Origin of the sequence: Phenylobacterium sp. (genome assembly GCF_004299445.1) — a bacterium.
Taxonomy (GTDB): domain Bacteria; phylum Pseudomonadota; class Alphaproteobacteria; order Caulobacterales; family Caulobacteraceae; genus Phenylobacterium.
Genome location: NZ_SCTC01000083.1, coordinates 64,780 through 86,456, shown reverse-complemented (window position 1 = coordinate 86,456; position 21,677 = coordinate 64,780). Strand labels below are relative to the sequence as shown.

The 21,677-nt window shown below is 69.6% G+C and carries 23 protein-coding genes and 1 tRNA gene; 11 read left to right on the top strand and 13 right to left on the bottom strand.

Features of this window, described 5'->3' with window-relative positions; translation table 11 throughout:
• From EPN98_RS23505 to EPN98_RS23490, 4 genes are all read left to right on the top strand, one after another.
• Complete coding sequence (locus EPN98_RS23505; protein WP_293365394.1) at positions 1-768, top strand: competence/damage-inducible protein A; 768 nt, start codon at positions 1-3, stop codon at positions 766-768.
• A 63-nt stretch (positions 769-831) separates the two neighbouring features.
• Positions 832-1,095 carry a hypothetical protein gene (locus EPN98_RS23500; RefSeq protein ID WP_293365393.1) on the top strand — a complete coding sequence of 88 codons (264 nt, stop codon included), beginning with the start codon at positions 832-834 and terminating at the stop codon, positions 1,093-1,095.
• 85 nt (positions 1,096-1,180) lie between these two features.
• Entirely contained in the window at positions 1,181-1,438 is a 258-nt protein-coding gene (locus tag EPN98_RS23495) for a hypothetical protein (RefSeq protein WP_293365392.1), read from the top strand.
• A gap of 189 nt (positions 1,439-1,627) precedes the next feature.
• Positions 1,628-2,341, top strand: coding sequence for a ParA family protein (locus EPN98_RS23490; protein ID WP_293365390.1), 714 nt, complete (start codon positions 1,628-1,630; stop codon positions 2,339-2,341).
• A 5-nt stretch (positions 2,342-2,346) separates the two neighbouring features.
• Here EPN98_RS23490 and EPN98_RS23485 read toward each other — a convergent pair whose 3' ends face one another.
• Positions 2,347-3,279, bottom strand: coding sequence for a phytanoyl-CoA dioxygenase family protein (locus EPN98_RS23485; protein WP_293365389.1), 933 nt, complete (start codon positions 3,277-3,279; stop codon positions 2,347-2,349).
• Positions 3,276-3,551, bottom strand: a complete 276-nt coding sequence (locus EPN98_RS23480; RefSeq protein WP_293365388.1) for a hypothetical protein — start codon at positions 3,549-3,551, stop codon at positions 3,276-3,278. Before EPN98_RS23480 ends, EPN98_RS23485 begins: the two co-directional genes overlap by 4 nt.
• Positions 3,552-3,675: 124 nt before the next feature.
• On the opposite strand from EPN98_RS23480, the gene EPN98_RS23475 reads away from it, so the two are divergent.
• Entirely contained in the window at positions 3,676-4,455 is a 780-nt protein-coding gene (locus tag EPN98_RS23475; RefSeq protein WP_293365387.1) for an SDR family oxidoreductase, read from the top strand.
• 10 nt (positions 4,456-4,465) lie between these two features.
• A complete protein-coding gene (locus tag EPN98_RS23470) occupies positions 4,466-5,260 on the top strand; it encodes an enoyl-CoA hydratase/isomerase family protein (RefSeq protein ID WP_293365386.1) in 795 nt (264 codons plus the stop codon).
• On the opposite strand, the gene EPN98_RS23465 is transcribed toward EPN98_RS23470, so the two are convergent.
• On the bottom strand, positions 5,257-6,306 hold the full coding sequence (locus EPN98_RS23465; protein WP_293365385.1) for a glycosyltransferase: 1,050 nt from the start codon (positions 6,304-6,306) through the stop codon (positions 5,257-5,259). The genes EPN98_RS23470 and EPN98_RS23465 overlap by 4 nt on opposite strands.
• Positions 6,307-7,149, bottom strand: coding sequence for a formyltetrahydrofolate deformylase (purU, locus tag EPN98_RS23460; protein ID WP_293365384.1), 843 nt, complete (start codon positions 7,147-7,149; stop codon positions 6,307-6,309).
• Positions 7,150-7,306: 157 nt separating this feature from the next.
• Here purU and EPN98_RS23455 point away from each other — a divergent pair, with 157 nt between their 5' ends.
• Complete coding sequence (locus EPN98_RS23455; RefSeq protein ID WP_293365383.1) at positions 7,307-7,861, top strand: hypothetical protein; 555 nt, start codon at positions 7,307-7,309, stop codon at positions 7,859-7,861.
• 75 nt (positions 7,862-7,936) lie between these two features.
• Here EPN98_RS23455 and EPN98_RS23450 read toward each other — a convergent pair whose 3' ends face one another.
• Positions 7,937-8,605 carry a superoxide dismutase gene (locus EPN98_RS23450; RefSeq protein WP_293365382.1) on the bottom strand — a complete coding sequence of 223 codons (669 nt, stop codon included), beginning with the start codon at positions 8,603-8,605 and terminating at the stop codon, positions 7,937-7,939.
• Positions 8,606-8,818: 213 nt separating this feature from the next.
• On the opposite strand from EPN98_RS23450, the gene EPN98_RS23445 reads away from it, so the two are divergent.
• From EPN98_RS23445 to EPN98_RS23435, 3 genes are read left to right on the top strand one after another with little or no spacing between them, the layout of a single operon-like run.
• Positions 8,819-10,501, top strand: coding sequence for a ShlB/FhaC/HecB family hemolysin secretion/activation protein (locus EPN98_RS23445; protein WP_293365381.1), 1,683 nt, complete (start codon positions 8,819-8,821; stop codon positions 10,499-10,501).
• Between the two features lie 11 nt (positions 10,502-10,512).
• Positions 10,513-13,191, top strand: coding sequence for a filamentous hemagglutinin N-terminal domain-containing protein (locus EPN98_RS23440; RefSeq protein WP_293365379.1), 2,679 nt, complete (start codon positions 10,513-10,515; stop codon positions 13,189-13,191).
• Positions 13,188-16,310, top strand: coding sequence for a CHAT domain-containing protein (locus EPN98_RS23435; protein WP_293365377.1), 3,123 nt, complete (start codon positions 13,188-13,190; stop codon positions 16,308-16,310). Before EPN98_RS23440 ends, EPN98_RS23435 begins: the two co-directional genes overlap by 4 nt.
• Here EPN98_RS23435 and EPN98_RS23430 read toward each other — a convergent pair.
• Positions 16,307-17,086, bottom strand: a complete 780-nt coding sequence (locus tag EPN98_RS23430) for an SH3 domain-containing protein (RefSeq protein WP_293365375.1) — start codon at positions 17,084-17,086, stop codon at positions 16,307-16,309. The genes EPN98_RS23435 and EPN98_RS23430 overlap by 4 nt on opposite strands.
• Positions 17,087-17,203: 117 nt before the next feature.
• Between EPN98_RS23430 and EPN98_RS23425 the strand changes: the two genes are divergently transcribed.
• Positions 17,204-17,288 (top strand) — tRNA-Leu (locus EPN98_RS23425).
• An 18-nt stretch (positions 17,289-17,306) separates the two neighbouring features.
• Here EPN98_RS23425 and EPN98_RS23420 read toward each other — a convergent pair.
• The 7 genes from EPN98_RS23420 to EPN98_RS23390 form a co-directional block, all read right to left on the bottom strand.
• Positions 17,307-17,810, bottom strand: coding sequence for a DUF3237 domain-containing protein (locus EPN98_RS23420; protein ID WP_293365374.1), 504 nt, complete (start codon positions 17,808-17,810; stop codon positions 17,307-17,309).
• Between the two features lie 4 nt (positions 17,811-17,814).
• A complete protein-coding gene (locus tag EPN98_RS23415) occupies positions 17,815-18,462 on the bottom strand; it encodes a carboxymuconolactone decarboxylase family protein (protein ID WP_293365373.1) in 648 nt (215 codons plus the stop codon).
• Between the two features lie 23 nt (positions 18,463-18,485).
• Positions 18,486-18,872 carry a nuclear transport factor 2 family protein gene (locus EPN98_RS23410; protein ID WP_293365371.1) on the bottom strand — a complete coding sequence of 129 codons (387 nt, stop codon included), beginning with the start codon at positions 18,870-18,872 and terminating at the stop codon, positions 18,486-18,488.
• A 24-nt stretch (positions 18,873-18,896) separates the two neighbouring features.
• Entirely contained in the window at positions 18,897-19,517 is a 621-nt protein-coding gene (locus tag EPN98_RS23405) for a VOC family protein (RefSeq protein ID WP_293365370.1), read from the bottom strand.
• A gap of 42 nt (positions 19,518-19,559) precedes the next feature.
• Positions 19,560-20,099: a VOC family protein gene (locus EPN98_RS23400; RefSeq protein WP_293365369.1), complete on the bottom strand. Its 540-nt coding sequence runs from the start codon at positions 20,097-20,099 to the stop codon at positions 19,560-19,562.
• A 47-nt stretch (positions 20,100-20,146) separates the two neighbouring features.
• Positions 20,147-20,566, bottom strand: coding sequence for a heme-binding protein (locus EPN98_RS23395; RefSeq protein ID WP_293365368.1), 420 nt, complete (start codon positions 20,564-20,566; stop codon positions 20,147-20,149).
• Positions 20,567-20,693: 127 nt separating this feature from the next.
• Positions 20,694-21,623, bottom strand: coding sequence for a LysR substrate-binding domain-containing protein (locus EPN98_RS23390; protein WP_293365367.1), 930 nt, complete (start codon positions 21,621-21,623; stop codon positions 20,694-20,696).
• Positions 21,624-21,677: the final 54 nt, after the last annotated feature.

Below are 21,677 nucleotides of genomic sequence, written 5' to 3'. Positions count from 1 at the left end.
ATGACCGACAATGCTCCCGACCGCGTCACCTGCGCCGTGCTGATCATCGGCGACGAGATCCTGTCCGGCCGGACACAGGATACGAACCTGCGCGACATCGCCCGCTATCTGGGCGTGATCGGCGTCGACCTGGCCGAAGCGCGGACGGTGTCGGACGTGTTGCAGGATATCGTCGACGCCCTGAACGCGCTGCGCGAGCGCTACGACTATGTGATCACCACGGGCGGGATCGGGCCGACGCACGACGACATCACCGCCGATGCGGTGGCCGCAGCGTTCGGTGTCGAGCTGGAAGAGCACCCCGAGATCATCGAGATGATGTCCAAGCGCTGGGGCACCGAGCTGAATGCGGCGCGTCGGCGGATGGCCAGGGTGCCGGTGGGCGGCGCGCTGGTGAAGAACCCGGTGCAGGGGCCGCCCGGCTTCACGATCGGGAACGTCTTCACCCTGGCCGGCGTGCCGTCGATCATGCGGGGCATGCTGGAAGACGTGGGACCCAGGATGCGGGGCGGGCGGCCGACCGTGTCGCGCACCGTCCGCGTCGAGGGTTCGGGCGAGGGCGTGATCGCCGCGCCGCTGGAGGCGGTCGCCAAGGCGCACCCCGACATGAGCCTGGGCAGCTATCCGTTCTTCAGCCCGGACGGCTTCGGGTCGAACCTGGTGGTGCGCTCGCGTGATCCCGACGCGCTGGCCGGCGCTGTCGCCGAGCTGATCGTCGCGCTCAAGGGCGCGGGAATCGAGAACGTGCGCGAGATCGAGGTTGCCTGACCGGCCCACCTGATATCACCTGACGCGGAGTGACGGGCCCCGGCCCGACGGGAGACCTTGCCGATGCTGGCCCTCTTGTTCGTGGTGGCCCACCTGGCAGGCCAGCCCGCCGCCGAGGACGTGGAGGCGCCGGCCCTGCGGACCACGACGGCCCCGAAGGCGCCCGACAGGATCCGCAAGGACGATCTGGTCTGCCGTAAAGAGGCGCTGGTCGGGACGCGCATGCCGGTCCGGGTCTGCCTGACCCAGGGCGAATGGGCCGAGCGCGGCGTCGCCGACCGCGACAAGGTGGAGAAGGCCCAGAGCCAGAAGCCGGCCTACTTCTGAACCGTTGGTCGCGGATCCGTTGCGCGACGACCGGCCGCTGATATCAGATAGGGCAACACCCGTTGCCTCTCTGGAGCCACTTCCGATGATCGCCGCTGTCTTCGCCATCGCCTTGATGGCCGCCGCGCCCGCCGCTGGCGAGGCCGCCGCCCCGGCCAATGCCACGCCCACCAAGTCGGCGAAGCCGGACAAGAAGGACATGGTCTGCAAGAAGGAAGCGGTTCTTGGCAGCCGCATGCCGCAGCGGGTGTGCATGAGCAAGGCCGACTGGGACCAGCGCGCGATCGACGCCAAGGTCGACACCGACGCGGCCCAGCGCAACCAGCCGATGCGGACCCAGTAAGCGATCCCGTACCCGGCTTGTCCACAGCAGCGCTGTGGACGAAAGTCCTATATCCCCGTCTTTGCTCGGGAATAGACCCTTCGTCGCACTGAGGGGTGTGGGCTTTCGCCTGTGGATAACTTGTGCATTAGATGACCCCGGAGAGAGGGGCGCGGCTTGCGCGCGCTCGCAATCGCTCGAGGGTTGGCCGTGAAAACGCTCGCCGTCATGTCCCGCAAAGGCGGGGCGGGGAAGACCACCGTGGCGGTCAATCTGACCCTGGCGGCGCGCGCGCTGGGCGTCCGGGCCGTGCTGGCGGACGCCGACCCCATGCGTAGCGCCCACGAGGTGCTTCGTGGCCGCGATGAGGCCGCGAACCTGCTGGTCGAGACCAGCGCCTCGAAGCTCTTCGCCCTGACCGAAGCCAGCCGCCGGGCCGGCGTGGAACTTCTGGTGATCGATACGCCCGCCGCTCCCGAGGCCGACGTGGCCGAGGCGGTGAAGGTGGCCGACCTGTGCCTCGCGGTGGCGCGTCCGACGTACCTGGACCTGGCGGCCGCGGTGCTCTCGGTGGCGGTGATCCAGCGGCTGGGCCGCGAGGGGCTGATCGTCCTGAACCAGTGCGCGCCGTCGCGGGCGGGCGTCGAGCCGCCGTCGGTGCTCAAGGCTTTCGAGGCTCTGCGGTTCGCCCACCTGCCGGTGGCGCCCACGGCGATGCGGGCGCGGATGGTCTACCAGACCGCCTTCGCCCAGGGCCGATCGGTTCTGGAGAGCGACCCACAGGGGGCGGCCGCGCAGGAGGTCCGGGCCCTCTTCGGGCAAGTCTGGCGGCGGCTCAACGGCGAGCGGCCCGCGGCGATGTCCAGCGCCAACGACGACCTCGCGCGCGCCCGCCGAGGCCTGATCCTGGCGCCGACCGCCTAGCGTCCCTATGCCGTGGCCAGGTTCTCCAGGCGTGTGAGCCAGTAGTCGGCGTCGTAGCCGGCGTCGCCGGTGAGGTAGCGCCAGAACTTCACGCGGTTCACGAACTCCAGCCGTCCCGTGTCGTCCTCGAACCACGGCTCGGGTGTCATCAGGATCTGCTCGACGCTGAGGGGCTGCGGACCCTTGAGATAGAAGATCGGCCGCTGGCCGGTCGGCCGCTCCAGGGTGGAGAGGTCGAACTTGGCCACCTGGGACGAGCCCGGGTTGATCCGCACCTTGAACATGGTGCGCGTGCGCTCCGACAGGTTCACGCCGCCGCCATGCCAGATCCCCGAGTGCAGGAACAGCAGCGTGCCTGCCTCGCACACCATGTGCTGCTGGCCGCGAATGTTCTGGTAGCGGCCGAGCGCCGCCTCGCTGACCTTGCGCAGATGGGTGCCCGGGATGAACCGCGTGCCGCCCATGTCGCGGGTGACGTCGTGCGGGTAGTACATGATCTGCAGGTCGAAGGCCTGGCGGGGATCGATGGTCGAGTCCTGGTGGGTATGCTGGCTGACGTTCTCCCCGCCGCCGGCCGCGTGATAGGCGGGCGGGAAGGTCACGTGCAGGAAGTGGTGGTCGAAGACCGGATCGTCGCCCACGAGGCTGCGTATGGCTCCCGCCACGACCGGCAGAGCGAGCATCCGCGCCATGGCCGAGCCTTGCGGATAGGTCTGGGCCAGCGGAACCCCCGCGCCCACCTCCGGGACGCCGGCGTTGGCCAGCATCTCGCCGTAGGTGCGGCGCAGCTTGCGCCCCGGCTCGGGCGGCGCGATGTCGCCCATCTCCCGCAGGAACTGGGCGTTGATGTCGGGCGGGACCACGGCGTCCATCCGCAGGAAGCCGCGGGCGGCGAACCGCGCCATGTCGTGTGCGCCGAGCAGGGGCAGGTCGTTCACGCCTCCACCTCCGAGAGCTGTTCGAACCAGAATTCGTACTTGAGGTAGCTGACGTCGAACTCCCCGCCGCGCTGATGCGGCAGCAATTGCGAGGCCTGGAAGAGGCGCCAGCCATCCTTCAGGGCGTCGAGGCCGGTGCGGTAGGGCGGCTCGTCGGCGTCGCCCGCCATGTGACGCGTCCCCCCGGTCCCGTCGTAACGGCTCCATCCGACGACGGCGGAATCCAACGCGGAGTTGGCCAGGTAGAGAACCAGCACTGTCTGTCGTCGCATTTCGCCCCCCGCGTGGAATGGTGGCACGAAGCGAGCTGGACCGGGAAGCCTTGACCGACGAAGCCTTGACCGACGCCGGGGCGCCCGCGAGAAGTCCAATCCAAATACGGGAGGACTATTCGAGATGGCGTTCAATCCCTTCGACCTGACGGGCAAGGTCGCGCTGATCACGGGCGGCAACGGCGGGATCGGCCTGGGCATGGCCGAGGGCCTGGCGGCTGCCGGCGCCAACGTGGCGATCTGGGGTCAGAATCCCGAGAAGAACGCCAAGGCCGAAGCCACGCTGAAGGGCTACGGCGTCGAGGTCCTGGTCCAGACGGTGGACGTCAACGACGAGGCCGCCGTGGTGGCCGCCGTCGCCGAGGTGCTGGCCAAGTTCGGCCGCCTCGACTTCGTCGCGGCCAACGCCGGGGTCGGCGGCGGCGCGCCGTTCCATGAGATGACCACCGACAAGTGGCGGCGGGTCACGACGGTGAACCTGGACGCCGTATTCTGGACCTTCCGCGAGGCGGCCAAGCACATGATCGAGCGCGCGGGTCGGGGGGATCCGGGCGGCTCGCTGCTGGTCACGTCGTCCACATCGGCGATCCACGGCGCGCCGAAGAACCAGGCCTACGCAGCGACCAAGGGCGCGGTGCTCTCGATGGTCCGCGGCCTGGCGGTCGAATACGCCCGCTATGGCATCCGCGCCAACTCCGTGCTGCCGGGCTGGATCCGCTCGGACATGACGGCGGCGGCCCAGAAGTGGGACAAGTTCAACGATCAGGTGATCGGCCGCGTGCCGATGCGGCGCTGGGGCGAGCCCGAGGACTTCTCGGGCCTAGCGGTCTACCTGGCCTCGGACGCATCGAAGTTCCACACCGGCGACGCCTTCGTCATCGATGGCGGCTACACCATCTACTGAGGAGCGTCGCATGACCGACCGCTACGCCCGCTATCAGCGGCTGAAGTTCGAGCGGCCGGCGCCCGGCGTGCTGCGGATCGTGATGAGCAATCCGGGCAAGCTGAACGCCGCCGACGAGACGATGCACCGCGAACTGGCCGAGGTGTGGCGCGACGTCGACGCCGACCCCGACACCCGCTGCGCCATCCTGACGGGCGAGGGGACGGCGTTCTCGGCCGGCGGCGACTTCGGGATGATCGAGCAGATCGTCGATGATTTCGAGGTCCGCGTGCGGGTCATGCGCGAGGCCCGCGACATCGTCATGAACATCATCGACTGCCAGACACCGGTGGTCAGTTCCATGCGCGGTGTGGCGGTGGGCGCGGGGCTGGTCTGCGGTCTGTTGGCCGACGTCTCCATCGTGACGCCCGACGTGCGGATCATCGACGGCCACACCCGCCTGGGCGTGGCGGCGGGCGACCATGCGGCGATCATCTGGCCGCTGCTCTGCGGGATGGCCAAGGCCAAGTACTACCTCCTGACCTGCGACCCGCTGAACGGGCAGGAGGCCGAGCGGATCGGGCTGGTCTCGCTGTGCGTCTCCGACGAGGACCTGGACGCCAAGGCGCTGGAGGTGGCGACCAAGCTGGCCAACGGGGCCACCCGCGCCATCGCCTGGACCAAGCACACCCTGAACCACTGGCTGCGCACCGCCGGGCCGACGTTCGACGCCTCGCTGGCGATGGAGTTCCTGGGCTTCACCGGGCCGGAAGCGGCCGAGGGGCTGGCCTCGCACCGCGAGAAGCGCAAGCCGAAGTTCGTCTAGCCTGTGCGCCCGGCCTTCAGCGTCTCGGCCAGGGCGTAGTGCTGGGCGGCGCGTTCGGTCTGGCCTAGCGTCTCATAGAAGACGGCGAGGTTGTGGGCGGCCATGTGACCGCCCCGCCCGGGGACGGATCCGTCGAGGTCGGGCTGTTCCCCGATCTCCAGGCAGCGCTGCCAGGCCGATTCCACGATGGGCAGGAAGTCGCTCGCCGCCCGCTCGGGCGCCTGGTTGGCGCACTCGAGGTAGAGATCGCCCAGGGCGAAGTAGAAGTCCGGGGAGTTCGGCCAGCGTGGGATCTCGGCGCCGGCGAGTTCGAGAGCCTGATCCAGCTGGCCCGCGGTCTTGAAGGCCGTCAGCGCGCGAACCACGAGGCTGTGGCGCCAGGGCGTGTCGAGGGGCGCCAGCCGCAGGGCCTCGGCGAAACACAGCGCCGCCTGGGGCGGGCGGTCGCGGACCTGATGCTCGCGGGCCAGCTGATACCACAGATAGCCGTCCTCCGGCGCAGCCTGGAGTTCGGCCATCAGCAGCGCCTCGTTGCGGCCGGCCTTCCGTTCGAGATTGGCGGCGGTGTAGCCGTCGTGACCCAGGATCAGGCCCGTGCGGACGCTGCGGGCGGCCCCGACGGGCTGCTCGTGGACGCGGCCCTCGTAGCGAACGCCGCGGGGCAGGAGGCGGGGCAGCCAGGCGCTGGCCGCTTCCCGGCCGGGCGTGTCGGTCTGGTTGTCCAGGCGCACGAGGCCCAGGCTGCCGTCGACGGGTAGATCCTTGAGCGCTTCGGCGCCGCCCGCGATCCACTCGTCGGCGTCCAGCACCAGGTTCCAGGCGGCGTCGGATTGGGCGAGCGCAGCGTTGCGGGCGGCCGAGAAGTCGTCGATCCAGGTGAAGCTGTGGACCTCGGCGCCGGCTGCGGCGGCGATGGCCGCGGTTTCGTCCAGCGAACCCGTGTCGAGCACGATCATGCGGTCGACATGGGGCCGGGCGCTGGCGAGCGCGCGCGCAATGGCGTGCGCTTCGTCACGCGCGATCATCACCAGGGCGAGGCGAGTCATCTAGTCCGTGAATACCACGGTCTTGCGCCCGTTCAGCAGGACGCGGTCCTCCAGGAACCAGCGCACGGCCCGGGCCAGGACGCGGCGTTCGATGTCGCGGCCCTTGCGGATGAGGGCGGCGGGCGTGTCGCGGTGGCTGATGCGTTCGACGTCCTGCTCGATGATCGGGCCCTCGTCGAGGTCTGCGGTGACGAAGTGGGCCGTGGCGCCGATCACCTTCACACCGCGGCTGTGAGCCTGGTGATAGGGGCGCGCGCCCTTGAAGCCCGGCAGGAACGAGTGGTGGATATTGATGCAGCGGCCTTCCAATTGGCCCGCCAGGTCCTCGGACAGCACCTGCATGTAGCGGGCGAGGACCACCAGTTCGGTCCCCGTGTCGCGGATCAGCTTCAGGAGTTGGGCTTCCTGCGCCGGCTTGGTGTCCGCGGTGACCGGCAGGTGATGAAAGGCGACGCCCTGCAGGTCGGTGTGGGGGTAGGTCGAGGCCGGGTGGTTCGAGACCACGGCGGTCAGGTCCATGGGCAGCTCGCCCTGGCGCCAGCGCCAGATCAGGTCGGCGAGGCAGTGGTCCTGTTGCGAGGCCAGGATCATCACGCGCCGGCGTTCCTTCCGGCCCCGCAGGGTCCAGGTCATGGCGTAGTCGTCCGCCAGCGGCCGCAGGTGCGCCCGCCATTCGTCGGCGCCGGCTGCGCCCGGATCGAAGACCACGCGCATGAAGAAGCGGCCGGTCTGGTCGTCGTCGTACTGCTGGGCGTCGAGAATGTTGGCGCCGCGCTCGAACAACAGGGTCGAGACGCGGGCCACGATGCCGGGGCGATCGTCGCAGGCGAGGGTCAGGATCATGTGCGCGCCTTGCACGCCCAGCGCCGGGACGGTCAAGCCGAAGCGCGAGCTCGCCGTCGACGATCGCCTGGCTCATCCCCGGACAATCCGCCATTGCAGCCCCGCCGCCTCGGCGCGCAGAGTGACCTGTCGTTCGTCGGGCGATCAGGGGTGTGCGATGCGAGTTGCGAGTTTCCTGGCCATGGGCGCGATCCTCGCGCCGACGTTCATGCCGACCGTTGTGACTGCGCAGGACCGCGACCCGGCCCGCGCCTGCGGCACGGCGATCCGGTACGAAGTCCAGGACCGCTATCCGCAGGCCCGGGGCGTCCGCATCATCGACTCAAGCAGCCGCGACGCGGGACGCAGTGAGGTGGTGGTGACCGGCCGCGGCGAGTTCGAGGACCGCAACGGCGGCGAGGCGCGGTTCGGGTTCAGCTGCACGTACAACTACCGCAGCGAGCGGACCTACGATCTGCGGGTCGAGGATGTGAGCCACAAGGACGGCAAGAACAATGGCGCGGCCGTCGCAGGTCTGATCCTGGGCGCGATCGTCCTGGGCGCCATCGTCGCCAGCTCCAAGGACAAGGATCGCGAACGGGACGACTGGCGCCAAGACGACGTCTGGAGCCCTGCCGACGGTGTGCGCTGCAGCGCGCGCGAGCGATCGTGCCACAAGAACGGCCGCTTCTCGCAGAAGTGGACGGACCGGGTCTTCTACCGGGGCGGGTAGGGCCCGATTGGCGGTTCGTCGGCAATAGCTGTCGTCATCCCGCGAACGGGCCGCAGGATGACGGTGACACGAAGCTCAGGCCGAGCGTCGCGCTGCCTCCGGCTTGTCCGCCGCCCCCGCCGGATAGCGGAAGCCTTCGCCTTGGCCCGCGGACGCGGCCAGCTGCGCGGCGGCGAAGTCCCAGTTGGCGAGGTTGTCGAACCAGCGCTCAAGGAACGCTTTCCGGTCGTTCTTGTAGTCCAGGTAGTAGGCGTGCTCCCAGAGGTCGCAGACCAGCAGCGGGAACAGGCCGTCGCGGACCAGGGTGTCGTCGGCGTCGTGGGTGGAGACCACCTTCAGGCCGCCCGAGGCCATGACGATCCAGACCCATCCCGAGGCGAAATGGCCGACGCCTTCTTCCAAGAAGGCGGCCTTCAGGGCCTCGAGGTCGTCGAACGATTCCGAGATGGCGCGGGTGAGCTGTTCGTCGGGGCCGGCGCCGCCCGGCGGGCGCATGGAGCGCCAGAAGAACGCGTGGTTCCAGGCCTGGGCGGCGTTGTTGAACAGTCCCTTGTCGCCCTTTCGATGGGCCTCGCGCACCAGATCCTCGAGGGATCGGCCCGCCAGCTCCGCCTTGGCCGCAAGATCATTCGTCTTCTCGACGTACGTCTTGTGGTGCTTGCCATGATGGGTGCGCAGCGTGTCCGCCGACACGAACGGCGCGAGCGCGTCTTCGGAGTAGGGGAGGGCGGGAAGGACGTACATCTGGGGCCTCGCGAAGCGGTATGGGTGTCGGCTGTCCCAACCCTTGGGGCGCCAGCCCGTTCCGAAAAGATACCGACGATTTACCATTGCGAAGCTCGCGCATCGGTGTGAACTCTAGCACGTCGGGGGGAGCCGCTTGCGCGGCGAGCCTCGTCGCATTGGTCCGTTCGCGGGCCGAAGGCGTCGGCACGGGGCGCCCCAAAGGATTGGGGTATGGGGGTTACCGTAGCGCGTTTGGGCGCTGCGGCGACGCTTGCTGTCGCCGCCACGCCAAGTCTTCTGCATGCTCAGGCCGTTGCGCCGAGCCGGCAGGAGCTGAACCCGGCCGCCAGAAGCGAGCGCCTTCCGGCGCCGCAGGCCGACCTGTTCTCCAACCCGGATGCGGGGCCATGTCCGCTGGCCGAGAACCCGGCTGCGCTGACCGTGACCTCGGTCACGTTGAACGGGCTGGAGTCGGTATCCGCCGACGAGCTTCGTCCGGCCTATACGGCCTTTCTCAACAAGCCGGGCGGGGATGCGTCCGACCTGTGCCGGATCAGGGACGCGGTCGCCGACGCCCTTTTCGCGCGCGGAATTCTGGCGCGGGTGGAGATCCCGGCCCAGACGATCGACGGCGGGGCGGTGACCCTGGAGGTCATCGAGGCCCGGATCGTCAATGTGAGCCTGCGCGGCGACGCCGGGCCGGCCGCGCCGGCGCTCGAGAAGTACGCCGCCAAGCTGCGTGGCATGACGCCGTTCGATATCGAGCGCGTGCAGCGCTTCATCTTGCTGGCCTCGGACGTGCCCGGCCTGAAGGTGCGGGCCTCGGTGCGGCCCTCGAGCTCGGGCGGCCGGGGCGCCGTCGATCTCGACCTCAATGTCGAGCGCGACGAGGAGGAGCTGATCGTCAACGTCCAGAACCTGCAGGGCAAGGCGACGGGCCGCTGGGGCGCCCTGGGGCGCTACGACCTGAATGCGCGGACCCGTTACGGGGAACGCCTGACGCTGGTCGGCTACCGCACCGTCTTCCACAACGAGCAGTGGGTGGCCCAGGCGCTGTCCGAGGCGCGGCTGGGCGGCGATGGCTGGGTGGTGCGCGGCGGGCTGGCCTATGGCGAGAGCCGGCCGGGCGGCGCCTTGAGCGGCCTGGGCCTGAAAAGCGTCAGCGTCGTGGGCAATGTGGAGGCGGCCTATCCGCTGGTCCGCAAGCGGCGTGAGAACGTCTGGGCCGCGGCGGGCTTCGAGTACATCGACCAGGACACGCGCCTGTCGGGCGGCGGCAAGCTGATCAACGACGACCTGCGGGTGTTCTACGCCCGTGTCGACGCCGACCAGACCACCTACTTCGGCTATCGGCCGATCGTACTGCGCGGCAATGTCGGCGTGCGGCGCGGGATCGAGGGCTTCGGCGCGACGGACGAGGGCGACCGGCTGCTGTCGCGCGCGGGCGCCAAGACCAACGCCTGGACGCTTCTGGCGGAAGCCTCGGCCCAGGCGGTGATCACGCCCAAGCTGCAGGCCTACGTCGAGGTGAGCGGGCAGTACGCCAACCAGCCCCTGACGTCGTATGAGGAATTCTCGGTGGGCTCGCTCACCGTGGGGCGCGGGTATGATCCGGGCTATATCTCGGGCGACAAGGCGATCGCGGCCAGCTTCGAGCTGCGCGCCGGTCCGTTCCAGCCCTCGCCGAAGTGGACGTTCAGCCCCTACGGATTCTTCGACATCGCCCACACCAGCGACCAGGATCGCGGCGGCTTCAACCAGACCGTCAAATCCGTCGGCGTGGGCTTCCAGATTCCGGTGCGCGAGCGCTGGGTCCTGGACGTGAGCTATGCGCGCCCGCTGGACAAGCGCGCCTTCGACCGCAGCAAGCCGCCGGGCCGGCTGCTGGTCAACTTCACCGCCCGCTTCTTCTGAAGGTGGCCGTCATGCGCCTGAACACCTCGCTCCGAATCCGCCTCGCCGCCGGCGCGACGCTGGTTCTGCTAAGCGCGCAGTCCGCACAGGCGCTGCCGAGCGGACCGGGCAGTCCGATTGTCGCCGGAGGTACGGCCCCCGTGATCTCGGGCGGCGGCAACACCCTGACCGTCGACATCAACGCCACGCGCACGATCATCGACTGGGGCAGTTTCAACATTGGCGCGGGCGAAAACGTCACCTTTGCCTTCGACCAGCGCAACCAGATCGCCCTCAATCGAACGACGGGTCCGGTCACCATCGATGGCGCGCTGACGGCTCGCACAGGCGGGGCCGTGGGCGGCAACATCTGGATCTACTCGCCCGCTGGCATCGCGTTCGGCGCGAACACACGTGTCGACGTGGGGGGGCTTCTGGCGACCAGTGCGGCCGTGAATCAGGGCTCGTTCCTGACTGTCGGCAACCTGAATCTCCCCTTCACGGGGTCGGGCAACGGGGGCCACGTCACGATCGCCGGCGGCGCCCAGTTCAACGCGGTGGGCCATTTGGCCTTCGTGGCCCCCAGGGTGACCAGTGGCGCAGGCGCGGTGGTGAATGCGGGCGACCTGGGCACCGCAGCCTATGGCGGCGTCGACAGCTACGAGATCCAGTTCATCCCGATCGGCAACAACGACCTGGCCTTCTTCACCTTCCTGGTGCCGAACGCCGCGGCCGGCACGGCGCAGACCGAAGCGCTGAACCTGGCGGGCCAGACGACGGGCGCGAACGTGTACCTGCTGGCCATGAGCCGCGCGGCGCTGACCAGTCAGCTGATCAACGCCCCCGGCCTGTTGGTGGGGCAGTCGTCGGTGAACAATTATGGCCAGGTCACGATCTCGACCGGCCGCAATATCCTGCTGGGGCAGGTGAACGCCGAGACCTCGCAGGTGGCAGGCGTCACCACCGCATCGGTCAGCATCGGCGAGATCAACGCCGGCGGGAACGTGAACGTCTACCTGACGGGCACGGGCAGCATCGGCAATCTTTCCGCGACGCGCATCCGCGCCGGCCAGGGCCTGCTGATCGCCGCGAATGACATCAACATCCCCGGCGGCACCAGTTCGGGTGACCGGGGCATCCTGGCTCGCAACACCTTCATCGACACCGCCGGGACCGTGAACATCGGCGCGATGACATCCAACACCGACATCAACATCCAGCGAGGCGCGGCCCAAACTGGACGGACGACGTCGCAACACATGCTGACCGTCACCTCCGCCAACGTCGGGCGGGACTTCTTCGTGTTCAACGCCCAGACGGTCAACATCGGGTCGATCACCGCGGCCAACCAGTCGCAGGTCTTCAGCAACGGCAACGTCGCCATCGGCACGCTGAACACCAACGGCTACACCCGGGTCAGCTCCAACCAGTTTATCACGCTGAACACCGTCAACGGCGTCGACCTCGACCTGCGTTCCGCCGGGGGCATCACCGCGAGTTCGCTGATCGGCCGCACCTCGACGTCGATTGGGACGGCCGGGCCCGCCGACATCGCCACGATCACCAGCCCGACCCTGTCGCTCAACGCCGTGTCCGCCCGTATCGGCAACGTCGCGATCAGTGGCGACGCCACGCTGCGGGTGGTGTCGATGGACCTGCTCAACAGCTTCACGGCGACCAACCTGACCATCGAAGGCGTGTCCGGCCGCTTCATCCTGGGCGGCTCGGATGTGCTGGGCCTGAACAACAATGAGTTCCAGCGCATCCGGGTCACGAACTCGCTCAACCTCTACGCCGGGCTGCAGGCTCCCACGGTCAATGTGCCGATCCCGACGTATGGGACCTTCTTCGTGGACGACCTCACGCTCGACCCGACGCGCGTCCCCCGGCTGAATGTCTACGCCCGTAACGGGCAGGAGGTGCTTGTCCGTGGCCGGATCGAGGTCGTCGGCCCGAACGGTTCGCTCAGGATCGGCGATCCGGCCGCGGACTCCCTGTGGACGCCACGGAAGATCTCGATCCTTGGCGGGCTCGGGACGGCCCAAGGCGATCCCCTGGCGGGCTTCACCAACGTAAGGGCGTTCGAGAGTGTCGCCCTGCACGCGACCAATGACATCCTCATGGGATCGCAGCGGTTCCTCGACCTTATCGGCGACCTTCCGCCCGCGCAGATCGACATCGGCCGGGGCGTCCCGCTGGGCGTGGCGGCGCAGGGGGATGAGATCGGCAAGCTGTTCCTTGTGGCGGGCAGCGTGACGCTTACCGCCAACGACCGGATCGTGCAGCAGAACACCGGCGTCTTCGGCTTCGAGGGCGGACTGTACCTGACCGGCGCCGGCGTCCAGGCCAACGCGCCGATCCTGACCATCGGACGGGCCCAGGTGGCAGACCTGTTCGGGGCGTTCGACTCGGGCGACGGCGTGCTGGCGATCGGCGCGGCCGGGGCGTTCTCCAGCCGCATCGCACGGCTGGAAGGCGACACCAGCCAGGGACAGATCCGCATCAACGGCTGCCTCCTGGGGATCGGATGCGCCCTCTCCACCCCGTCCAGTCAGTTCCGCATCCAGCAGTTCCGGCCCGCCGCGCCCCGGGCGGCCATCGACCCGCCGGTGCTGACCCCGCCGCCGCCTGTCGACGACGATGAGCGTGAGGCCGAGGCCGTGACCACGGGCGCGGGCAACGAAGAGATCTGGCGGAAAGACCCACAATGAAGGCGATGACCATGCGCGTGGCGCTTCTCGCCGGCCTGACCGGCGTGATGACCGCGGGAGCCGCTGCGGCCGCCCCGCTTCCCGAGCTGTTCCCCCTGGGCCAGAGCGGCGCCAGCGGGGCCGTCTGCGAGGCCGTCCGCGACTATCAGGACGCGCTAGGGCAGGGGGCCGACGCCAAGGCCTGGCGGGTCCGTTGCCGGGGCTATTCGTCGGCGCTGGGCCGCATCTATCAGTTGCCGGCCGGGCAGAAGGCGGCCTGGGCGGCGGCGCTGCGGACGCGAGCGGAATGCGGGGCGCCCGAAGCCGCGCCCGGCGGCCTGCCGGCGACGCTCGCCACCTGCCGGATGGGCGGGGCGCAGGGCGCGCCCTATGTGGTGTTCTCGTCCGAAAAGGGCGGCGTCGTCACGGTGGCCGAGGGGCTCGCGCCGCTGTCGGACGTGGTGGAGACGGGTCTGAAGGTCGCGTTGGGGCTGGCCAAGGCGCCGGCGTCGACCGAGGTTCGCACCTCGGCGGCGCAGGCCGAGATTGCGGCCGACTTCCCCAACCTGGGCGGACTGGCGGCGGCGGATGCTGCTGCGGCGGCCGACCCGGAGCGGCTGCGCGCGCGGGGCTACGTTCAGAACAACGAGTGGCGGTTCGACGAGGCCGAGACCGTCTTCCGCGCCCTGGTGAACGAGGGCGAGGCGCGCAATGCGCCGCCCGCACAGCGGGCGGATGCGCTGCTCAACCTGGCCATGAACATCTCGAACAACGGCCGGTTCGACGAGGCCGAGGCGTACTTCGCCGAAGCCGAGAGCCTCATCGCGCCTGACGACGCCCTGACGCAGGCCCGCAGCCTGAACTACCGGGCGCTGCACCTGCGCAATCGCGGCCGGTTCGCCGAAGCGATCACGGCGGCCCGCAGCGCCCTGCAACTGCGCGCCAGCGCCTCGCCGGTCGCGGCCGCCGCCAGCGGGGGCGGAGCAACTCGGGCGACCGGGGCGGTGGTCATTGATCCGGGCACGGCGCGCAAGCTCAACGCGCCCTCGGTGGCGCAGAGCCAGATCGAACCGTCCAGGGTGACGGTCGCCGAGCAACTGGCGATCCAGGACGCCCAGGCCTGGCAGGTCATCAGCACGTCGCAGGCGGCGCGGGGCGAGACCGCCCAGGCGCGGGCCTCGCTGGGACAGGCGCGGGACATCCTGGCTCGCAGCGTGGCCCTGGGCCGCCTGACCGCGTGGTTGCAGTCGCGGGTCGAGGCCGATCTCGCGGGCCTGGACCTGCGTGAAGGCCGGGCGGGGCAGGCCGTGACCGGCTACGACCGTGCGATCAGCATCCTGCGCACCCGCCACACGGGCAGCTCGGGCGAGGGCGCGCTGCTGCTCGACCTGGGCCGCGCCCAGGTGGCGGCGGGGCGCGATGTGGACGCGCTGGCCACCTTCGGCCGCGCCATGCAGATCTTCCGCGCCCAGCGCGGCGGCCTCGGCGCCTCGGCCGATGCGGCGCAGCCCTACTTCGATCTCCTGCTGAAGCGGATCGGCGAGGACCCGGCGAGATCGACCGAGTATGGCGCCCTCTACTTCGACGCCGCCGAGACGGTGGTCTCCAGCGCCACGGCTGAAACCGTGAACCGTCTGGCGGCGCGGGTGGCGGCGGGAGACGGCCAGATCGCCGGGCTGTCGCGCGCCTTCGAGGACGCGCGCCGCCGCGTGCGCGCCACTGAGAGCCAGATCGCCGCGCTGCAGGCCGAGAACAGCTATTCCGACGCCGTGCGCGACCAGATGGACGCTGCGCTGAAGGCGGCGCAGGCCGAGGCCGACGGCCTGGAAGCGCAGATGCTGGCGGCCAACCCGCGCTACAATCAGCTCGTCGCGCCTGGGGCTTCGGCGGCCGATATTCAGAAGGCGCTGAAGCCCGATGAGGCTTACCTCCGGCTGCTCCCGCTGGGCGGCAAGACCTATGGCGTGCTGCTGACCAGCAAGGCGGTGAAGCCCTATGCCGTCGCCATGGGACGCGGCGAGGTACAGGGCGCGGTGACCCGCCTGCGCCAGCCCCTGGAGCCGACGGAATCGCTGGTCCCGTTCGACGTCGCCGGCTCGGCGGCGCTGTTCGACAGGCTGTTCGGTCCGGTGAAGGCCGAGGTGCTGGGCGCCCGCCACCTGATCTACGCGGCGGACGGGCCCCTGGTCTCGCTGCCGGTGGCGCTGTTCGTGACGGACACCACGCCGGTAAGGGCCGACGCCAAGGGCGATCCGGACTATGTGAAGACGGCCTGGCTGGGCAAGCGCGTGCGCTCGTCGCTGGTGGTCTCGGGCGCCAGCTTCCTGCAGTCGCGGGCGTTCGCGCCGTCGGCCGCCAAGCAGCCCTACCTGGGCTTCGGCGACCCGGCCCTGCCGCGGGGCGACGAGCGGGCTTTCACGTCGGTGACGCGTTCGATCCTGCGGCGCAGCGCTGTGCTGGAGCGGGTGTGCGGCGAGACCCGAAACGCGCTCCTGCGCATCGAGGCCCTGCCCGAGACGGCGGCCGAGGTGCGGGAGGTGGGGCAGAGCCTGGGCACGCCCGGCTCGGTCGTAACCGGCGCGGAGTTCAGCGACGACGCCGTGCGTTCGCGGGGCGACCTGGCGAACTATCAGGTGCTCTACTTCGCGACCCACGGTCTGCTGCCCCAGCCCGACGCCTGTGTGCCCGAGCCGGCGCTGGTCACCTCGCTGGGCGTCGGCGACTCCGACGCGCTGCTCGACACCAGCGAGATCCTCAACCTGAAGATCGACGCCGACCTCGTGGTGCTGGCGGCCTGCGATACGGGCGGGCGCGGCGCGGGCGTGGACCGCACGGGCCTCACCGGCGGCGGCGAGGCTCTGGGCGGACTGACGCGCGCGATGGTCTACGCCGGCTCACGCGCGCTGGTGGTCAGCCACTGGTCGGTGGACTCAGAGGCGTCGGTCAAGCTGATGACCGGCCTGTTCGCCTCGGGCGCGCCCACTCTGGCCGAAGGGCTGCAGCGGTCGCAGGCGGCGCTGCAGGCCGACCCGAACTACGCGCACCCCTACTTCTGGGCGCCCTTCACCCTGGTGGGGGATGGCGAACGGCCGCTGCCGGCGATGACTCGCCGCGTCGCGGCGGCCGTGGCGGATCGTTAGGCCGCCTCGACGCGCCAGCCGCCGCCTGCGTCGCGGCAGGCGGTGTAGCGCTCGGTGTAGCTGCCCTGGCCGCGCTCGGTGATGGTCTGGCGCACGGCGCGGCAATCGCCGCCGCCTCCGCCGGCCGGGCGCACGACGCCGCGCGAGACATAGCCCTGCACCACGCCGTCCTCGATCACCGCCAGCCAACCGCCCGCGGCCGAACCGCCGATCTGGAGCTCCTCGCCGTCCTGCAGGCGGTCGACGATCGGGGCCGAGGTGTTGGGCGCGGCGCGCATGTTGATCCGCCCCGTGGCCACATAGGTCCCGCCCGCATTGCTGACGCGGGTGGCGGGCGAGACGCCTTGGGCGTAGCGCCAGCGGCTGGTGTAGGTCTGGCCGCCGCCGTAGCTGGACCCGCCCGCGTCGCCGACCACCTCGATGCGCCCGCGGGCGCCGGTCGTCGGGTCGGACCAGGTCTGGGGCCGGCCGGTGTTCAGCGCGGTCTCGAAGGCGCTTTGGGCGTCGACGCGGGCCTTGCGGTCCATGCGGCAACCGATGCTGTTGCCGATCGCCGAGCCGATGCCCGCGCCGATCACGGCGCCGAGCGCCTCGTTCTTCTTGCTGATCTGGCTGCCCGCCAGCGCGCCCACCAGGCCGCCCACGACCGCGCCCGTGGTGTTGGCGTTGCCCGCGGCGTCACACGAGTACAGCGAGCCCAGCCCGGCAGCTGACGCCGCCTGGGGGGCCGCTACAATCAGGGCGAGGGCCGATACGGCGATGGTCAGTCTTGGCATGGTCATCCTCCTCGTTCCCCGAAGCGGTCATGATGCGGCAGTTCTGTCGGCAAGGCCAAGGTCGGAAATGACGAACGAGTGGACGCCGCCGCCGCAAACGTCGTACCCGACACGCACGCGGGCGTGGCGGAACTGGTAGACGCAGCGGACTTAAAATCCGCATCCGTATGGAGTGTCGGTTCGAGTCCGACCGCCCGCACCAGTCCGGAGCCTGGCGCCGTCAGAGGATGGCGAAGATCGAGTGCCGGATGCCGGAGCTCGTCCGATGGCCGCAGCCGACGGCCAGGACTCCGTTCAGCCATGCATAGCGCGGGTCCGCCGTTTCGAAGACAGGCGCGATGCGGATGTAGTAGTCCGCCGAGGGCACATGGTCGGCGCGGGCCGGGTCGCGGAAGGCCGCGCTGACGTCGTCGCTGATCACGCTGCGGCCCGTATAGGTCACGAAGATCGTCGCCCCGTCGTGCGTCCGGAACAGGACGCGGGCGTCGAATGTCCCGGCGGTCTGGCCCGGGGCAATCTCGCCGCTGGTCGACCAGTTGCCGCCGCCCGGCAGGATCTCGCCCCGTATCCGCGGCCCCTCGAACGACCCGCCGGTGACATAGCCCACCCGCCGCGAGGCCCACGGCGACTGGCCCAGCGGCATGATCGCGCCGCCGACGTGAAAGTCGGCGACGCAGAGCGGCTCGCTCGCGAGGTGCGGAAAATCGAACGCCAGCCCCGCCACGCCGTCAGCTCTTGCGCTGCGGCGTGCTGAGGAAGTCCTGGGCGTTGAAGCCTTCGGGAGCGGCCACCTCGACGATCGGCTCGTCGCGGTTGTCGTATTCCATGCGCAGCGCGCGCGTGATCACCGCGTGCATCGCGTAGAGGGTGGTGATGTAGGTGAACTCGAAGATCTGCTCGTCGCTCCAGAACGTCTTCAGCTTGTCGAACACCTCCACGGGCGTGCGGCCGTCGGCGGCCGTCAGGCAGTCGGCGTAGGCGAGGACGGCGCGCTCCTGGTCGTTGAACACGTCCGAGACCGTCCAGTGGGCGATGGCGCTGATTTTCTCCTCAGGCACCTTCAGGGCCCGCAGCGACTTGCAGTGCTGGGAGAAGACGAACTGGCTGCCCTTCACCCATCCGGCCCGGGTCTGGCCCAGTTCGCGCAACACCGGATCGATCTTGCGATCCGGGTGGCGGTAGACCGCGAAGCCGTCGACGGCATGCTTGAAGATGTCAGGGGCCAGGGCGAACACCGTCCACCAGTCGCCAGGCGTGCCGGTGGCGGTGCCGGGGCTGGCGACGGGGTCGCGGTCGGGACCGAAGAGTCGGTCGTAGTAGGCGGTCACGACTTCCGAGGTGACCTGGTCGCGGGGGACCTGACGAAGGACGGGCATGGCGTTTTCCTGGACTGTGCGGATCAGGCGGTTTTGCGGAATTCGGCGACGTGGGCGCTGTCGAAGTATTCGTCGAGGCGGGTGACCTTGCCGTCCTCGACCTGGCAGACGATGCAGGCCGGTAGCTCCAGCCTGACGCCGTCGTGGGCGCGGGTCCCTTTCAGCACGTGCTGCTGCACGAACCCGCCGGGGAACACCTGGAGCTGCCGGTCGGCGTACTCCCGATCCAGAATCCGGGTGACCATGCCCCTGAGCGTGGCCCGGTTCTCGGCTGGGGTCTGCTCCAGTCGGTCGGTGTTGTGCCAGATGCGGGCGTCGGGCGCGTAGCAGGCGACGAGGCCGTCCACGTCGCCGGCCTCGACGCAATCGAAGAAGCGCTTGGCCAGCGCGCGGATGGCCTCGTCAGTCATGGGGCTTTCCAAAACGCGGCGCGGCTATTCGGCCGGCTCGGCGACTTTGCGGCCGGGTTCGCGCGGCGTGCCATCGGGATTGAGGACCAGATTGACGCTCCGCGACCCGTCGGCCCGCGCCGCCTCATGGGCGATGTCGTGCGGCCCGAGCGGCTTGGTCCACGACGCGAATTCCAGCAGCGCGCCGTCCGGATCGAAGAAGTAGATCGACCGCACAAAGACGTCGTCGGTCACGGTGGGAGAGATCTGGCTGGGCGAATTGTCGTGGTTCGACACCGCCGAAACCTGGACGCCCTTCGCCCGGAGCCGTTCGCAGTACTCGTCGAACTTCTCGGCGGGCACGTCGAAGGCCAGGTGATTCATCGAGCCGTGGGCGGACGCGAGCCCTCCCTGACCGGGCAGGGTGCTGGGCGCCGAGACGCCGGGCACCCCGTCGCGCGCGTTGGGGAACCAGAAGAAGGCCAGGGAGTCGCCATTCCCGATGTCGAAGAAGAAATGCTGTCCCATGTTGTTGGGCAGGTCGATCGTCTTGGTCAGCGGCATCCCCAGGACGTCGCGATAGAACTCCACCGTCCGGGCCATGTCCTTGCAGACGAGGGCGATGTGGTTGACGCCCCGGATTTCGAATTCCCGGTTCTTATTCATGACTTCCTCCTTCTGCGGCGCCGCTCCGCGCCGCCTAGCGGTCTAGAAACCCTGGGGCGCCGTGGAGCGTGGCGCATGTGAAACGTCGAGGGGCGTGAGGTCGCGCGCCCAGGCTGCGAACTCCAGCCGGATGCCGTCGGGATCGTGGAAGTAGATCGATCGGATGAAGGTGGGGTCGTCGCCGACCAGCGGGGCCGGGTCGCGATGCGCCACCACATCGGTCACGTCTATTCCGGCGGCGATCAGGCGATCGCGGTAGTCCGTCAGGTCCTCCGGCGCCACGTCCAGCGCCAGGTGGTTCATGGATCCGTGCGCCGACGGTCCGCCGCCGAGGGGCGCCTGCACGACGCCCGGCTGGGCCTCGGGAGCGGCGGGAAACCAGAAGAATGCAATCGAAGCGCCGCCGCCGGCGTCGAAGAAGAAGTGCTGGCCCTTGCCATCCGGCAACTCGAGCGTCTTCACCAGCGGCATGCCCAGGGCGTCGCGGTAGAACGCGACCGTGCGAGCCATATCCCGGCACACGAGGGCGATGTGGTTGACGCCCCGAAAACGGAACCCCGGCGTGTCTCGGTGGCTGTCCATCCTGAGCCTCGCGCGTTGCGGCCGACAGCGGCGCGGTCCTGATCTCCTCAGGAAAGCGCCGCAAGCCCCGCTTTCGCAACCTCCATATCCTGTTCATAGTGACCGCCGCTCACCCCGACGCCGCCAACGACGACGCCGTCGATCTCGATCGGATAGCCGCCGCCAAAGACGATCAGCCGCGGCGTCTTGACAATGCCGTGCAACAGCGGCGGGTCGCCCTTGATGAAGTCGTGCCACGTATGGGTCGCGATCCCGTACGCTGCGGCGGTGTACGCCTTGTCCTGGGCGAGCTCGACCGACAACAGCGGCGCGCCGTCCATTCGGGTGTAGCCTTTCAGGACGCCCGACTCATCGGCCACGGCGATCACCATCGGCACGCCCATCTCGGCTGCCTTGGCCTCGGCGCCGCGCAGGACCTCGGCCGCCGCCGACGCGGTGATCGAACCCTTGGTGAAGGTGCGCGCCATCCTGCCTTCGCTCCCCGTCCTGTTCGCGGCCGCAGTCTCGAGGCGCGGCCTGACCTAGCTGTAGCGGGGCGGCCCGTCGGCAGGCGCCCCAAAATGATTTGCGGCGGCGGTCAAAATAATTGGCGGCTCACGCGAACTCGGTCGCGGCCAGGCCGAGCTCGGCGCGAAGCCAGGACCGGAACGCCTGCAGCCGCGGCGCGCCGGCCATCGCCGGTGAGTACACGAGCCAGTAGGCGATCTTGCTGGTCACTTCGATGTCGAACGGGGCCACCAGCAGGCCAGACGCCAGGAAGTTGTCGATCAGAGGCCGCCGGCCAATGACGACGCCCATGCCCTGCAACGCCGCGGTCGTGGCCAGCTGGATGGTGTCGAAGCGCAGGCCATGGTGCGGGTCGAGGCCTTCCATCCGCCAGCACTGGCCGCGGGCGTGCTCGATCCACTCGGGCCAGCCCTCCGGCGTCCGCGACACGATGATCAGGGTCTGGTTGACCAGGTCCTCCGGCGTGCGGAGCGGAACGGGCCCTTCCCTGACCGAGGGCGTGCAGACCGGGAACATCACCTCGGGGACGAGGCGCTCGGCCGTCAGGCCGGGGAAGGCGCCCTTGTCCAGGCCGGCGCGAACCGCGATGTCGGCGCCCAGGCCGCGCAGGTCCACGACCTCGCCAAATCTGCCTCCGGTGTTGATCTCCAGCTCGATGGTCGGGTGGTCCCGATGGAACTGGGCTAGGCGTGGCACCAGGAAGTTGGCGGCGAAGGACGGCAAGCTGTTGACCACGAGCCGTTCCACGCACGAACGCTGAGCCAGCTGCTCGACACCGTCGTGCAGAATGCGAAAGGCCTCGGTGGCCGCCGTCAGAAACTCTGCGCCGGGTTCGGTGAGCTGGAGACCGCGGGCGCCGCGGACGAATAGCTCTACCCCCAGGTGGTCCTCCAGCGTGCGGATCTGGTGGCTGACCGCCGCCGGCGTGACGTTCAGCTCGTCGGCGGCCTCGCGCACGTGACCGAGGCGGCCGACCGCCTCGAACGCTCTCAGGGCCGTCAGCGGGGGCAGGCGCATGCGATCACCAAGGCAGTCAGACGACCCTGGTCCCGGCCCCCTGCGAGGGCCGAC